16 protein-coding genes and 1 pseudogene are annotated in these 14,847 nt (G+C 57.5%); 8 read left to right on the top strand and 9 right to left on the bottom strand.

The features are described from left to right. Positions 1-20: 20 nt before the first annotated feature. Complete coding sequence (rarD, locus tag AWU82_RS06640) at positions 21-902, top strand: EamA family transporter RarD (RefSeq protein WP_064381420.1); 882 nt, start codon at positions 21-23, stop codon at positions 900-902. 63 nt (positions 903-965) lie between these two features. On the opposite strand, the gene hppD is transcribed toward rarD, so the two are convergent. Further along, positions 966-2,042 (bottom strand): 4-hydroxyphenylpyruvate dioxygenase, encoded by a 1,077-nt coding sequence (gene hppD / locus AWU82_RS06635; RefSeq protein WP_011334325.1) that lies wholly within the window; start codon positions 2,040-2,042, stop codon positions 966-968. Positions 2,043-2,354: 312 nt separating this feature from the next. On the opposite strand from hppD, the pseudogene AWU82_RS29150 reads away from it, so the two are divergent. The 3 genes and pseudogenes from AWU82_RS29150 to AWU82_RS06625 all read left to right on the top strand — a co-directional run. Further along, positions 2,355-2,626, top strand: a pseudogene (locus tag AWU82_RS29150) (LysR substrate-binding domain-containing protein); the annotation flags it as partial. Positions 2,627-2,732: 106 nt separating this feature from the next. Continuing rightward, positions 2,733-4,268, top strand: a complete 1,536-nt coding sequence (locus tag AWU82_RS06630) for an EAL domain-containing protein (RefSeq protein ID WP_064381419.1) — start codon at positions 2,733-2,735, stop codon at positions 4,266-4,268. 234 nt (positions 4,269-4,502) lie between these two features. Continuing rightward, positions 4,503-4,868 (top strand): histone-like nucleoid-structuring protein, MvaT/MvaU family, encoded by a 366-nt coding sequence (locus AWU82_RS06625; RefSeq protein ID WP_064381416.1) that lies wholly within the window; start codon positions 4,503-4,505, stop codon positions 4,866-4,868. Positions 4,869-5,075: 207 nt separating this feature from the next. Here AWU82_RS06625 and AWU82_RS06620 read toward each other — a convergent pair whose 3' ends face one another. Beyond that, complete coding sequence (locus tag AWU82_RS06620) at positions 5,076-5,594, bottom strand: DUF4946 domain-containing protein (protein ID WP_064381414.1); 519 nt, start codon at positions 5,592-5,594, stop codon at positions 5,076-5,078. 142 nt (positions 5,595-5,736) lie between these two features. Between AWU82_RS06620 and gloA the strand changes: the two genes are divergently transcribed. Further along, entirely contained in the window at positions 5,737-6,258 is a 522-nt protein-coding gene (gloA, locus tag AWU82_RS06615) for a lactoylglutathione lyase (RefSeq protein ID WP_064381412.1), read from the top strand. An 82-nt stretch (positions 6,259-6,340) separates the two neighbouring features. On the opposite strand, the gene ahpF is transcribed toward gloA, so the two are convergent. The 3 genes from ahpF to AWU82_RS06600 all read right to left on the bottom strand — a co-directional run bounded on the left by ahpF (position 6,341) and on the right by AWU82_RS06600 (position 9,669). Beyond that, positions 6,341-7,903: an alkyl hydroperoxide reductase subunit F gene (ahpF, locus tag AWU82_RS06610; RefSeq protein ID WP_007958943.1), complete on the bottom strand. Its 1,563-nt coding sequence runs from the start codon at positions 7,901-7,903 to the stop codon at positions 6,341-6,343. A 130-nt stretch (positions 7,904-8,033) separates the two neighbouring features. After that, positions 8,034-8,597 carry an alkyl hydroperoxide reductase subunit C gene (ahpC, locus tag AWU82_RS06605; RefSeq protein ID WP_007958941.1) on the bottom strand — a complete coding sequence of 188 codons (564 nt, stop codon included), beginning with the start codon at positions 8,595-8,597 and terminating at the stop codon, positions 8,034-8,036. A gap of 103 nt (positions 8,598-8,700) precedes the next feature. Beyond that, positions 8,701-9,669, bottom strand: a complete 969-nt coding sequence (locus tag AWU82_RS06600) for a site-specific integrase (protein WP_064381409.1) — start codon at positions 9,667-9,669, stop codon at positions 8,701-8,703. A gap of 177 nt (positions 9,670-9,846) precedes the next feature. Between AWU82_RS06600 and AWU82_RS06595 the strand changes: the two genes are divergently transcribed. After that, a complete protein-coding gene (locus AWU82_RS06595; RefSeq protein WP_064381407.1) occupies positions 9,847-10,851 on the top strand; it encodes a DNA-binding protein in 1,005 nt (334 codons plus the stop codon). Here the strand turns inward: AWU82_RS06595 and gorA are convergent. Then, positions 10,848-12,206, bottom strand: a complete 1,359-nt coding sequence (gene gorA, locus AWU82_RS06590) for a glutathione-disulfide reductase (RefSeq protein WP_064381405.1) — start codon at positions 12,204-12,206, stop codon at positions 10,848-10,850. The genes AWU82_RS06595 and gorA overlap by 4 nt on opposite strands. A 129-nt stretch (positions 12,207-12,335) precedes the next feature. Next, positions 12,336-13,175: a UTP--glucose-1-phosphate uridylyltransferase GalU gene (gene galU, locus AWU82_RS06585; RefSeq protein ID WP_039768735.1), complete on the bottom strand. Its 840-nt coding sequence runs from the start codon at positions 13,173-13,175 to the stop codon at positions 12,336-12,338. Between the two features lie 247 nt (positions 13,176-13,422). Between galU and AWU82_RS06580 the strand changes: the two genes are divergently transcribed. Both AWU82_RS06580 and AWU82_RS06575 read left to right on the top strand, forming a co-directional pair. Next, positions 13,423-13,611, top strand: a complete 189-nt coding sequence (locus tag AWU82_RS06580; RefSeq protein ID WP_041475286.1) for a hypothetical protein — start codon at positions 13,423-13,425, stop codon at positions 13,609-13,611. A gap of 140 nt (positions 13,612-13,751) precedes the next feature. Then, positions 13,752-14,048: a hypothetical protein gene (locus tag AWU82_RS06575; RefSeq protein WP_064381403.1), complete on the top strand. Its 297-nt coding sequence runs from the start codon at positions 13,752-13,754 to the stop codon at positions 14,046-14,048. Between the two features lie 2 nt (positions 14,049-14,050). On the opposite strand, the gene AWU82_RS06570 is transcribed toward AWU82_RS06575, so the two are convergent. Next, entirely contained in the window at positions 14,051-14,281 is a 231-nt protein-coding gene (locus AWU82_RS06570; protein ID WP_011334337.1) for a hypothetical protein, read from the bottom strand. A 73-nt stretch (positions 14,282-14,354) separates the two neighbouring features. Further along, on the bottom strand, positions 14,355-14,711 hold the full coding sequence (locus tag AWU82_RS06565; protein ID WP_064381402.1) for a hypothetical protein: 357 nt from the start codon (positions 14,709-14,711) through the stop codon (positions 14,355-14,357). Positions 14,712-14,847: the final 136 nt, after the last annotated feature.

Here is a 14,847-nt window from a genome sequence, read left to right as displayed (position 1 = left end):
ATCACACCCGCGAGGACAGTTTGTCTAAAGGCATTGTTTTATCGGTGACAGCATCGACGCTGTTTGCCGTCATGTATTACTACACCTCGTTGCTCACCCCGTTGAGCGGCGTGGAAATCTTCGGTTGGCGGATGCTGCTGACCGTGCCCTGCATGACCGTGTTCATGTTGTTGTCCGGCGAATGGCGGCGGGTGCTGGAGCTGCTGCGTCGGATTCCTGCGCTACCGAAGTTGATCGGTGGCTTGGTCGTTTCGTCAGCGCTGCTCGGCGTGCAGTTGTGGTTGTTCATGTGGGCGCCGCTTAATGGCTACAGCCTCGACGTGTCGCTGGGCTACTTCCTGTTGCCGCTGGCCATGGTGCTGACCGGACGCATCGCTTATGGCGAAAGCCTGTCGTACCTGCAAAAAGTCGCGGTGTTTTTTGCCAGCCTCGGGGTGTTGAACGAGTTGTATCAGGTCGGCGGGTTTTCCTGGGCGACGCTGGTGGTGGTCGTCGGTTACCCGTTGTATTTCGTGCTGCGCAAATACCTCAAGACCGACAACCTCGGCGGTTTGTGGGTCGACATGACGCTGATGCTGCCGGTGGCGTACTGGTTTGTGCGCGGCGGCGAACAGGGTTTCGGCGTGTTCGATCAGTACCCGGCGCTGACGTGGCTGATTCCGCTGCTCGGCCTGATCAGTGCGTCGGCGCTGGTGGTCTACATCATTGCCAGCCGCTTGCTGCCGTTCAGCCTGTTCGGTTTGTTGAGTTACGTGGAACCGGTGTTGCTGCTCGGTGTGGCGCTGCTGCTCGGCGAGAGCATCAAACCCGGTGAATGGCTGACCTACATCCCGATCTGGCTCGCCGTGGTGGTGCTGGTGTTCGAAGGCTTCAAGCATTTGATGCGCCAACGGCGCCCTTAAGACGCGCAATAAAAAGCCCGGCCTGCATTTCTGCAGGCCGGGCTTTTTTACATCTGATGCGGATTACTCGGTAGCGAGAACGCCACGACGCACCTGGTCACGTTCGATCGATTCGAACAGTGCCTTGAAGTTGCCCTCGCCGAAACCATCGTCGCCTTTGCGCTGGATGAATTCGAAGAACACCGGCCCCATCAGGGTTTCCGAGAATATCTGCAGCAGCAGACGCTTGTCTTCCTTGTCCGATGCGCCATCGAGCAGGATGCCGCGCGATTGCAGTTGATCCACCGGCTCGCCGTGGTTCGGCAGGCGGCCTTCGAGCATTTCGTAGTAGGTGTCCGGCGGCGCGGTCATGAAGCGCATGCCGATCTTCTTCAGCTGATCCCAGGTCTTGACCAGGTCGTCAGTGAGGAACGCCACGTGCTGGATGCCTTCGCCATTGAACTGCATCAGGAACTCTTCGATCTGCCCGGCGCCCTTCGACGATTCTTCGTTGAGCGGGATGCGGATCATGCCGTCCGGCGCGGTCATCGCTTTCGAGGTGAGGCCGGTGTATTCGCCCTTGATGTCGAAGTAACGGATTTCGCGGAAGTTGAACAGCTTCTCGTAGAAGTTAGCCCAGTAGGCCATGCGACCGCGATACACGTTGTGGGTCAGGTGGTCGATGATCTTCAGGCCGGCACCGACCGGGTTGCGGTCAACGCCTTCGAGGAACACGAAGTCGATGTCATAGATCGAGCTGCCTTCGCCGAAACGGTCGATCAGGTAAAGCGGCGCGCCGCCAATGCCTTTGATCGCCGGCAGGTTCAGTTCCATCGGACCGGTTTCGATGTGGATTGGCTGGGCACCGAGCTCCAATGCGCGTTTGTAAGCCTTCTGCGAATCCTTGACCCGGAACGCCATGCCGCATACCGACGGCCCGTGCTCGGCCGCGAAGTAGGAAGCAACGCTGTGGGGTTCGTTGTTGAGGATCAGGTTGATCGCGCCCTGGCGATAGAGGTGCACGTTCTTGGAACGGTGGGTCGCGACCTTGGTGAAGCCCATGATCTCGAAGATCGGCTCCAGGGTGCCAGGTGTGGGCGATGCGAACTCGATGAACTCGAAGCCCATCAGGCCCATTGGGTTTTCGTATAAATCTGCCATGGTTGGCGCCTCATCATTCTTATCAATTAACCAGAGTTATTTGTCAGTAATGCTGAGACCGATGGGTGGCGCACAGGAGATGCCACGCACACTGCGGGCGAGGAAGTCACCGTAGATCAGTTGAAACCCGAATATCTTCATTGTCGACCCAAGGCTCTTGCGGGCGAGGCTTCTGCTGCCAGAAGACGATTATTATTGTATGCGTAACCCGATTCTACACAGCGTAAATAGGGTTGTCTGCCCTCTCTATAAAATCCGCTTTTTTCGGCCCGCTGCAAGGGGTTTGTTGCACAGCCAGATGCCCGCCAGAAAGTTCCGCGCCTATTCAACGCCGCCCGGCAGAGCCCGAACATTCGCTATCGCTACGCGCAGTTGCTCACACCCTCGATGCCGTTGGCCGGGGCGATGCGATGACCGTGGTAGCCTAAGGTTCGTTGCCTTCCGACCCAGACCCGCGCTATGTCAAGCGACTGCTATCCCCTGCGGTCACTCGACAGGTCGGACTGGCGGTACTGGATCAGCGCCAGGCATCGCCCGCCACGCTGGCATTCATTCAACTGGCAACACGGCTGGATTACCGTTGAGCAGCGCAGGCGTCATTGGCCATCTATCATGGGCTCAGACCCTGGGCTTTGCGCGCACGCTTCGCCTGCCATCTAGAGCCCCACTCCATTGCGACAGGATGCGCCCATGCCACTGACTGTCAGGCCCCGCCGCAAGCGCAGCACCCGGATAATAATGACTTTGCTGTGCGGCTTGCTGCCGATCGCACTCGGCAGTGTGATTCTTTATATGCAGGCCGGACGCGCCCTTCAGCAGAGTTCGCAACACACCGCCGATGAAGCCCTGCGTCAGTTCGAATTGATGCTGGACAACACCGCCCAAGCCGCCCGCGAACTGTTGCCTTTGGCCGGCCAGACCTGCGAGACCGTCAAGCTGGCTTTACGCGAACAAGTCACCCGGCGCCCGTTCGTGCGCTCGACCAATCTGGTGTGGGACGACAATCTCTATTGCAGTTCGCTGTTCGGTGACTTCAAGGAGGCCGTGAATCCGGGCGATTACGCCCAGGGCAAATTGTGGCTCATGAACGGCAACCCGGTCACGCCTGACACCGCGCTGCTGGTCTATCGCCTGAGCGAAGGCCGCGGCGGCGCGCTCACCACGCTGGACGGCTATCACCTGAGCAACATCCTGCGTCTGATCGGCCGACACACACTGTTGCTCCTGCAAGTCGGCAACAACTGGCTCAGCGCCGACGGCAAAGTGCATCAAGGCGCCCTGCCCGCGCTGCCGGTTGCACAAAGTACCTTGCACTCATCGCACTATGCGTTCTCGGTAACAGCCGCTTTTGCGCCAGGAGAAACCTGGCGTTACATGAAAGAAGAGTATCCGCCATTGTTCAGCCTGCTGATGTTCTTTGGTGCGGTATCGGGGGTGATCGGCTACACCCTGCAGAAGCGCTCGACGTCGCCCAGTCACGAGATGCGTCGGGCATTGGAGGCAGGAGAATTCATTCCGTACTTTCAACCGGTGGTGCACGGTGACAGTAAACGGTGGTCGGGCGCGGAAGTGCTGATGCGCTGGAACCATCCCAAGGAAGGCTTGGTGCGTCCGGATCTGTTCATACCGTTTGCCGAACACTCCGGGCTGATCGTACCGATGACCCGCGCCTTGATGCAGCAGACCGCGGCCATACTGGGGCCGTTGTCACCAACCTTCGAGGCGCCCTTCCACATCGGCATCAACATTACCGCCAGCCACTGCCGCGATCTTGAGCTGGTTGAGGATTGCCGTGAATTTTTGTCAGCCTTTCGGCCCGGCAGCATCACTCTGGTCCTGGAATTGACCGAACGCGAACTGATCGAGCCGTCCGACATTACCCATCAACTGTTCGCGCAGCTGCGTGCAATGGGCGTGAAGATCGCGATCGACGACTTTGGCACCGGCCATTCAAGTCTTGGCTACTTGAGAACATTCAATGTCGACTTCCTCAAAATCGACCAGACATTCGTCGCCATGATCGATAAAGATGCCCTGTCCCGGCACATTCTGGACACCATCATTGAGCTCTCGACCAAGCTGGATTTGGGCATTGTGGCCGAAGGTGTGGAGACGCAAGCCCAGTGTGATTATCTGGCCGCCCACCATGTCAACTTTTTGCAGGGCTACCTTTTCGGCAAACCGATGCCGGCTGCAGACTTCATCGAAGCATTAACTCATCATTAACTTCTCTGGATAAATCCTGACTCGCCGACAGTCCGCACCAAATTGATACAAAACAGCCTTGTTGTTACATGAAGAAAAAGTCAGGATTTACTCTTGCCGCATTAACTACTACAATTTTTCTTACCTGTTGCAAGATGGGCAGGTGAGCCATTATCACCGAGTCGCTTCGAGGCTCTTGGCTTATAGCTTTGTTTGCGGTTGGTATCAGCCAAACACACTATTGGAGTAAAGATATTGTCCAGACTCGCTGAATTTCGTGCAGCTGAAAAGGCCCTTCAAGAACAGCTCAAGCAGCTGGAATCGCTGAAGAACGATGCCGGGCTCAAGAAAGAAATCGAATTCGAAGAAAAGCTCCAGGGGCTGATGAAAACCTACGGCAAAGGCCTGAAAGACATCATCGCCATTCTCGATCCGAACCCGGCGAAATCCGGTCTGCAACTGACCGCCGCACCTAAAACCCGCCGCGCTCGCGTGGTCAAGGTCTATCAGAATCCACACACCGGCGAGCTGATCGAGACCAAAGGTGGCAATCACCGCGGCCTGAAGGCCTGGAAGGAACAATACGGTGCAGCCACCGTTGACTCCTGGTTGCGCGGTTAATCCCTTGCAAACATGAAAGCCCTGCATATGCAGGGCTTTTTTTCGGACAATATTTAACAAATGCAACGATTTTTCTGGCGGGCAAGTTGAGTTTCAAATCGCTCTCGCGCTGAAACTATGCTTCCGAATGTTGCCCCGTTAGCCGGAGATTAACTTTATGTTTAATCAGTTCCGGTATCTAACACCAGACTGACCCCGAACAGACGACTAGAATTTCAAGCTGTTTCGCGCAGCCACTATGTCGTCGCCGCTGGCCTTATAAACCTCCGCCTGCCCTGCATACGAAAGTACATAGGCTTTATCCGCCTCGACCGCTGCAACCAATGTTTGCGACAACACATGACGGCCGTTTTCAGTCACCGTACAAGTGGTCTCAAGCGCTGTCAGCGAGCCCAGCGTACTCGCGTGAACCTTGTTGCAGACACTCTGATAACCGCTCTGGAAAAAGTCTTTCTGCACCGACTTGCGCATCTCAAGCAATACGCCTTGCAAGTTGACCTGATGACCACTTTCCACGCGGGTCATCGTCAACTCCATCACCATGACCTGATTGCCATTGGCGTCAGTCTTCACCGCGCGTTGACGGGAGACTTGCGGGGAGGTTTCGGGTAACGCCTCGACTTCCCAGCCGGCGGGCCAGGTGATGCTCGGCGCCTCGGCAAAGGCCGGGAGCGCCAGCAGAGAAAAACCCAGGAAAACGAACAGCGATTTGAACGGTCGGATCATTACCAGAGGCACTCGCGGATTGAGCCGTAAAGTCTGAGGCCCGCCCGCTCGCAGGGCAAGCCCGCGCTTTCGGTTTGGCGATGCTGCCAGGCATGCGTATCATTGCGCCCATTCACTCGCCCCAATTTTTTACGGAGGGCCCATGAGCCTGCAAGAACTGAACACCTTCCCTGGCGTCACCGCCACCCCGGACAGCGCAACCCGCCACTTCGTGTTCAATCACACCATGCTGCGCGTCAAAGACATCACCAAGTCGCTGGATTTCTACACCCGCGTACTGGGTTTCTCGCTGGTAGAGAAGCGTGATTTCCCGGAAGCGGAATTCAGCCTGTACTTCCTCGCCCTGGTCGACAAATCGCAGATTCCGGCCGACGCCGCCGCCCGCACCGAGTGGATGAAGTCGATTCCCGGCATTCTGGAACTGACCCACAACCACGGCACCGAGAACGACGCTGATTTCGCCTACCACAACGGCAACACCGACCCGCGCGGTTTCGGCCACATCTGCATCTCGGTACCGGACATCGTCGCTGCCTGCGCGCGCTTTGAAGAACTTGGCTGCGATTTCCAGAAGCGCCTGACCGATGGCCGCATGAAGAGCTTGGCGTTCATCAAGGATCCGGATGGCTACTGGGTCGAGATCATCCAGCCGGCGCCGCTGTAAAGCTGAACCTGGGTAGAAAGCACCCCCGCAAAGAAAAAACCCCATCATCGCTGATGGGGTTTTTCTTTTTCAGGCCCGGGATTTACGCCGGAGCCGACGTGCGAATCAGGTGATCGAAAGCGCTGAGGGAAGCCTTGGCGCCCTCGCCTACTGCAATCACGATCTGCTTGTACGGCACAGTGGTCACGTCACCGGCGGCGAAGATGCCGGGGATCGAGGTTTCACCGCGGTTGTCGACGATGATCTCGCCGCGCGGCGACAGCTCGATGGTGCCTTTGAGCCAGTCGGTGTTGGGCAGCAGACCGATCTGCACGAAGATCCCTTCCAGCTCGACAGTGCGCAGCTCGTCAGTATTGCGATCCTTGTAGCGCAGACCGTTGACCTTCTGACCATCGCCGGTGACTTCAGTGGTCAGCGCACTGGTGATCACGGTGACGTTCGGCAGGCTGTGCAGCTTGCGTTGCAATACGGCGTCGGCGCGCAGCTGTACGTCAAATTCCAGCAAAGTGACGTGGGATACAATACCGGCCAGGTCAATGGCCGCTTCGACGCCGGAGTTACCGCCGCCAATCACCGCCACGCGCTTGCCTTTGAACAGCGGCCCGTCGCAGTGCGGGCAGTACGCCACGCCTTTGTTGCGGTATTCCTGCTCGCCCGGCACGTTCATTTCACGCCACCGCGCACCGGTCGCCAGAATCACGCTCTTGGCCTTTAGGGTCGCGCCGCTCGCGAAGTGGACTTCATGCAGCTCGCCATTCTTGCCCGGGATCAGCTTGTCGGCGCGCTGCAGGTTCATGATGTCGACGTCGTACTGCTTGACGTGTTCTTCCAGCGCGGTCGCCAGTTTCGGGCCTTCGGTTTCCTGCACGGAAATGAAGTTTTCGATGGCCATGGTGTCCAGCACCTGACCGCCGAAGCGCTCGGCCGCCACACCGGTGCGAATGCCTTTACGTGCGGCATAGATCGCCGCCGAAGCACCGGCCGGGCCACCGCCAACCACCAGCACATCAAAGGCTTGCTTGGCGCTGATTTTCTCCGCCTGACGCTCGATGGCGCCAGTGTCGAGTTTGGCGAGGATTTCTTCCAGGCCCATACGGCCCTGGCCGAAGTTTTCGCCGTTCAGGTAAATGCTCGGCACAGCCATGATCTTGCGATCGTTGACTTCGTCCTGGAACAGCGCGCCGTCGATGGCGACGTGGCGGATATTCGGGTTCAGCACGGCCATCAGGTTCAATGCCTGAACAACGTCCGGGCAGTTCTGGCAGGACAGCGAGAAGTACGTCTCGAAGTTGAACTCGCCCTTGAGCGAGCGGATCTGTTCGATCACTTCGACACTGGCCTTCGAAGGATGGCCGCCGACTTGCAGCAGGGCCAGCACCAGCGAAGTGAATTCATGGCCCATCGGGATGCCGGCGAAACGCAGGCTGATGTCGGCACCGGGGCGGTTGATCGAGAACGACGGTTTGCGTGCATCGTCGCCACTGTCGATCAAGGTAATTTGGTGCGAAAGACTGGCAACGTCTTTCAGCAGGTCGAGCATTTCACGGGATTTCGCACCGTCGTCGAGTGATGCAACGATCTCGATCGGCTGGGTGACCCGTTCCAGGTACGATTTCAACTGGGCTTTAAGATTGGCGTCCAACATACGGGCGATCTCCTGACTTTATTTGAGGCGAAAAAAAGCCCGAGCGAATCTCGCCCGGGCTTTTCTATTGGGCGGTGCAGCTTACTTGAGTAGGTGCGGAGTCCCGCCCTGCATTGCGTGTGTCACAGACTTAGATCTTGCCGACCAGGTCCAGGGACGGAGCCAGTGTGGCCTCGCCTTCTTTCCATTTGGCCGGGCAAACTTCGCCTGGGTGAGCAGCGACGTACTGAGCAGCCTTGATTTTGCGCAGCAGCTCGGAAGCGTCACGGCCAACGCCGCCATCGTTCAGTTCAACGATTTTGATCTGACCTTCAGGGTTGATCACGAAGGTGCCACGATCTGCCAGACCTGCTTCTTCGATCAACACGTCGAAGTTGCGGGAGATGACCTGGGTCGGGTCGCCAATCATGGTGTACTGGATTTTGCCGATGGCTGGCGAAGTGTTGTGCCAGGCAGCGTGGGCAAAGTGGGTGTCGGTCGAAACGCTGTAGATCTCTACGCCCAGTTTCTGGAAGGCGGCGTAGTTGTCAGCCAGGTCTTCGAGTTCGGTTGGGCAAACGAAAGTGAAGTCGGCCGGGTAGAAAAACACTACGGACCATTTGCCTTTCAGGTCAGCGTCCGAGACTTGTACGAAGTCGCCGTTTTTGAACGCGGTAGCTTTGAACGGTTTTACTTGGCTGTTGATGATAGGCATTGATGACTCTCCGTCAGGGTTGTGAATTCGATGGGTGAATCCTACCCAGTCACTCGACGGATGGCTCATTGGCAAACCTGATGCTGCTGATTTGTTTTCGCTATTAGTTGAAGGTATTAATAGAAGAAAACGATATCGGCGACAGCGGCTTATCCGTAATCCGGGCCATCCCGTGAAAGGGGCTCGCTTCAACATAGCGCATGGCGGACTTCATATCCTTCCAGCCCACGTAACTCATCAATGATTTAAGATCCCAGCCGCTTTGATGGGCCCATGTTGCGAAGCCGCGACGCAGGGAGTGGCTGGTGTAGCGCTCAGCGGAGATCCCGGCCCGCTCCAGGGCCTGACGCAGCAACGGAATCACGCTGTTGGCGTGCAACCCCTCTTCGCTCAGGTTGCCCCAGCGGTCGACGGCGCGAAACACCGATCCTCGCACCAGTGCTGCCTCGGTGATCCAATCGATATATGCCTGCACCGGGCACAACTTCAGCAGCGCCGGGGCCTGATAGGTCTGCCCGAGGTTTTCTCGATCGCCTTTGCTGCGCGGCAGGTACAAGGTGATGCCACTGCCGGCGTGCGCCTGCACATGCTCGATCTGCACCCGACACAGTTCATCACTGCGAAAGCCGCGCCAGAAGCCCAGCAGGATCAACGCCCGGTCGCGGCAGGCTCGGAGCAGCAGCGGCCGGTCCTGTTGTTCCCGGGCGTCTTTCATTTCCTGCTCAAGCCAGGCGACGGTCTGCTCAAGATCGCGCAGTTGGAGTGGCTCGGCCTGTTTTTCCTGCGCGGGATGCAGGGCGCGAATGCCCTTGAACACTTTGCGCACCACCGGCGACTTGGTGGGATCGGCGAAGCCTTGGCTGTTGTGCCACTGCGCCAGTGCCGACAGACGCAACTTCAGCGTGTTGACCGACAGCACGCCCGCATGCGCCACCAGATACCGCGCGACGCTGTCCGCTGTGGCCGGCAGGAACCCTCCCCACCCGGATTCGAAGTGCTCGATGGCCGCGCGATAACTGCGGCGGGTGTTGTCGCGAGTTGCTGCTTGCAAGTAGCGATCGATATCGCTCATGGGCTGATTTTCTCGTGGCGTACTGAGGGTTCGTGCGGAAACGGATTTTATGGGTTTCACATGGGGTAATACCAGTATATCCCGTCCGTTTATCGGCGCTTATTTCACTTTATTTTCAACATGGTACACTGCGTACTTTAGTGGCATGTACCACAGTACGAAATGATAGGAGCAGATATGGCCCGTGGCGGCGTTAACAAAGCAGTAGTCCAGATCGCGCGCGCAGCGATCCTCGCCCGTGGCGAACACCCCAGTATCGATGCAGTACGCATCGAGCTGGGCAATACGGGCTCAAAAACCACGATTCATCGCTATCTAAAAGAACTGGATGATGGCAGCGAGCCAGCGGATCCGTCGGCAGAACCCATCGATGACGAACTGCTGGCGCTCGTCACGCGCCTTGCACAACGCCTGAAAGAACAGGCGCAAGAGCCGATTGATCAGGCACGCGAGCAGTACGAGCAACAGCGTCAGGCACTGGAGGACGAACTGAATCAGCTTCGTCAGGATCATGCGCAACTGGAGAAGAAACACGACATTCAGACTGCCGCGCTAGCCAAGGAATCCGAAGCACTGAGTGATACACGCTCAATGCTGCAGACCGAGCAGACCCGCAACGCCGGGCTGAATCAGGCACTGGCGGATTTTGAATTGCGCCTGCAGGACAAGGACGAGCAGATCCGCTCGCTGGAAGAGAAGCACCTGCACGCCCGCGATGCGCTTGAGCACTATCGCAACGCCATCAAGGAACAGCGCGAGCAGGAGCAAAGCCGTCATGAAAGCCAGGTGCAACAATTGCAGATGGAGTTGCGCCAGGCGCAGCAAAGCGCCCTGGTACGTCAGGACGAGATCACTCAGTTGCACCGCGACAACGAACGTCTGCTGACCGAGAATCGCGGCACCGTACGCGAACTGAGTCTGATGCAGGATCAGCTCAAGCACAGCAATCAGCGTCAGGATCAACTGCTGGAGCAAGCATCTCGAGTCGACAGCGAGCGCACCCTCCTCCAGGAACGCCTGCGCGTGGCTCTGCTGGAAAGCCAGACGCTCAAGCAGAACGTCGACGAGCAGTCGCAGCTCAATCAGTCATTGGAGAAGGAATTGACCAAGGCGCAAAACAGTCTGCGCCTGGCCACCACCGTTGCGGCAGCGCCAGACGCAGCAGAACTGAAAAAGACTTAAGCGCCGACCGGCGTACGCATGGTGACAAATTCTTCGGCCGCCGTCGGGTGTACCCCGATGGTGTCGTCGAAGTCACGCTTGGTGGCGCCAGCCTTCAGTGCAATTGCCAGACCCTGCACGATCTCGCCGGCATCCGGCCCGACCATGTGACAGCCCAGCACCTTGTCGGACTTGCCATCGACCACCAGCTTCATCAGCGTGCGCTCCTGACAGTCAGTCAGGGTCAGCTTCATCGGCCGGAAGCGGCTTTCGTAGATCACGACGTCGTGACCCGCTTCCCGCGCCTCTTCTTCGGTCAAGCCGACGGTGCCGATGTTCGGCAGACTGAACACCGCCGTCGGGATCATCTTGTAATCCACCGGACGGTATTGCTCAGGCTTGAACAGACGTCGCGCCACCGCCATGCCTTCAGCCAGCGCCACTGGCGTCAGCTGCACACGACCGATGACATCGCCCAGCGCCAGGATTGATGGCTCGGTGGTCTGGTATTGCTCATCGACCTTGATGAAGCCTTTGTCGTCGAGCTGCACATCAGTGTTCTCCAACCCCAGGTTGTCCAGCATCGGACGTCGGCCGGTGGCGTAGAACACACAATCCGCTTCCAGTACGCGACCATCCTTGAGAGTCGCCTTCAGGCTGCCATCCGATTGCTTGTCGATGCGGGCAATATCGGCATTGAATTGCAGATCCATACCGCGCTTGGTCAGTTCTTCCTTCAAATGGTTACGCACCGAACCGTCGAAGCCGCGCAGGAACAGATCCCCGCGATACAACAACGTCGTGTTCGCGCCCAGGCCATGGAAAATCCCGGCAAATTCGACGGCAATGTAACCGCCACCGACGACCAGTACACGCTTGGGCAGTTCTTTGAGGAAGAACGCCTGGTTCGAGCTGATTGCATGCTCATGCCCCGGAATCTCGGGGATCTGCGGCCAGCCACCGGTGGCGATCAGAATATTCTTCGCGGTGTATCGCTCACCGTTGACCTCGACTTCGTGCGGACCAACGATTTTCGCGTGAGCCTCATGCAAGGTCACACCGCTGTTGACCAGCAGATTGCGATAAATGCCGTTCAGACGATTGATCTCGCGATCCTTGTTGGCAATCAGCGTGGCCCAATCGAAATCCGCTTCACCCAGACTCCACCCGAAACCCGAAGACTGCTCGAAGTCTTCGGCAAAATGGGCGCCATACACCAACAGTTTTTTCGGTACGCAACCGACGTTGACGCAGGTTCCGCCAAGATAACGGCTCTCGGCCACCGCCACTTTCGCACCGAACCCGGCAGCAAAACGCGCAGCCCGCACACCACCGGAACCGGCACCAATCACATAAAGGTCAAAATCGTAGGCCATTTCTATCTCCTCGGCAGGCGATCAGCATACCCGTCGTCGCCCGTTGGGCAAGCACTCCTGCCGATATAGGGGCGGAAAATGAAAAAGCCACCCGAAGGTGGCTTTTTCGTGCAAGCAGATAAGGCGCTATCAGTAAGCCTTGCCAGTCTTGTAGAAGTTCTCGAAGCAGAAGTTGGTCGCCTCGATGTAGCCTTCAGCACCACCGCAGTCGAAACGCTTGCCCTTGAACTTGTAGGCCATCACGCAGCCGTTCTGGGCTTGTTTCATCAAGGCGTCGGTGATCTGGATTTCACCACCCTTGCCTGGCTCGGTCTGTTCGATCAGGTCGAAGATGTCCGGGGTCAGGATGTAACGGCCGATGATCGCCAGGTTCGACGGCGCGTCTTCCGGCTTTGGCTTCTCGACCATGCTGTGTACGCGGTAGATGTCGTCGCGGATCATTTCGCCAGCGATCACGCCGTACTTGCTGGTTTCTTGCGGGTCGACTTCCTGAATGGCGATGATCGAGCAGCGGAACTGCTTGTACAGCTTGACCATCTGGGTCAGTACGCCGTCGCCATCGAGGTTGACGCACAGGTCGTCCGCCAACACCACGGCGAACGGCTCATCACCGATCAGTGGGCGGCCGGTCAAGATTGCGTGACCCAGGCCTTTCATTTCGGTCTGACGGGTGTAGGAAAAGGAACACTCGTCCAACAGCTTGCGGATGCCGACCAGGTATTTTTCCTTGTCGGTGCCCTTGATCTGGTTTTCCAGCTCATAGCTGATGTCGAAGTGGTCTTCCAGGGCGCGCTTGCCACGGCCGGTCACGATGGAAATTTCGTTCAGGCCAGCATCCAGAGCTTCTTCGACGCCGTACTGGATCAGTGGCTTGTTTACCACCGGCAGCATTTCTTTGGGCATGGCCTTCGTCGCTGGGAGGAAGCGAGTACCGTAACCGGCTGCTGGGAACAAGCATTTCTTGATCATATAAGTCCTTGAAAGGGCTGTGTGTACGAGTTTCGGCGCAGTCTAATCAGGCGGCGTGCACCTTACAATGCCCCGCGCTGGCTAACCGATGTCAACATAGAGAAATAATCTGGCGGATAGTTCAATCCGCATACAGAGGCTGCGCAATCAGCTTAGCCCAAAGATCTCGGTACGCCGCATCGACCTGCGCCCAATTGCCGATTTACCGTTATCATGGGGCCTTTGAACCAGCCAACGAGGCCGCTAGATGTCTGCAGCAAAAATCATCAACGGATACACCGTCGCCAAGGCGAAAGATGGCCAGTGGCATATCACTGCCGCCAACGGCGAAGATGTGTCCGGGCCTTTGCCCACTGAAGCGATGGCGATTGAAGTAGCCGCGGTGCTCGATTACACGCCTGCAGCACCAAAACGTCGCGGCAAGGATCAAGACTGATCGGCGACGACAAACCCCGGCCCTGCCTTCACGCAGGGCTTTTTTTGGGCTGCGCACAAAGAAGTGGCCAAACGCTATAACCTTTTCCTGCCTGCGCTGTCATAGCGTCTAGCCCCCTCCTCCTCGAAGACGACACTGCCATGAAAAAAAGCCATTTCATCAACTGCCTGCCCCTGATTGCGCTCGCAGCCCTGGCCGGCTGCGCTACTTCGCAGACCACCTACCTTAACAACGGCGAACAAGGCTTGAGCATCGACTGCTCCGGTGAAGCCAATTCCTGGGCCAGCTGTTATGAAAAGGCTGATGCGTCCTGTGCCGGGACCGGCTATCGCATCGTCGGCACCGACGGCACACCAGCACCCAAGGAAAGCGACAAGACGCTGGGCGTCGACGTCGGCAACTACAAAAACCGCAGCGTGGTGGTTGTGTGTAAATAGCCTTACATGTGAATTTCGGCGAACTTGATCCCCAACCCGCGCACGACCTCGATCAGGTCGTCGAGCCGGTTGAAGGATTCGACTTCGTCGTTATCGTCGACCAGGAAGTAACTGCGACCGGCGCTTTTCTTGAAAAACACGATCCACTCCCCCGGATTCGCCGGGTTCTGGATCACATGGGTCGCCGCAATGAGCCCTTCCTTGTGTCGCTCCCGCACCTGCTCTCTCTTCATTCACTTCTCCAGAAATGAGAATGCCGCCTCAGCAACGCTGTGACGGCATCAAATGCTGACGGCCGACAGTCTATCAGCCGGAGATGCAGGCCGTGGCGGCTTTGCGCACATCCCAGGGGCGCAGCGGTACATTGGACATCCGCTCATGCAACTTGATACTGCTGCCACCCGAGCGATCCTCGATGTCGAACACCGCAGCCGGGCCTGACCCCAGCTTGCCCGGAACGATCACTCTGACTTCATCCTTGTGCCGCTCCACCTGCAAGGCGCCCCGGCTGCTGGACAGCTTTTCGGCCAGGCACTGAGCATATTCATGGGGTTTCTTGCCGGAAATGACGTTCATGGTCGGCAGGGTTTCATTGATTTCCGAAACGCTTGCGCAACCACCCATTGCCAATGCCAATGGCAGAATCACCACACCCCACTTCATACAAAACCTCCAATAAAGACCTTCCGACAGCATGTATGCCGTTTTTCTCCGAGGCCTGCTGTATTAAACCCACATGAAACGTGAATATCTGTTTTTAATTGTCAAAGCGGCGCCCGACGGCCGGATAATAACCCGT

The sequence above is a fragment of the Pseudomonas glycinae genome (assembly GCF_001594225.2).
Lineage (GTDB): Bacteria > Pseudomonadota > Gammaproteobacteria > Pseudomonadales > Pseudomonadaceae > Aquipseudomonas > Aquipseudomonas glycinae.
Note: the sequence above shows the minus strand (reverse complement) of the source record. Positions and strands in the feature narration are given on the sequence as shown.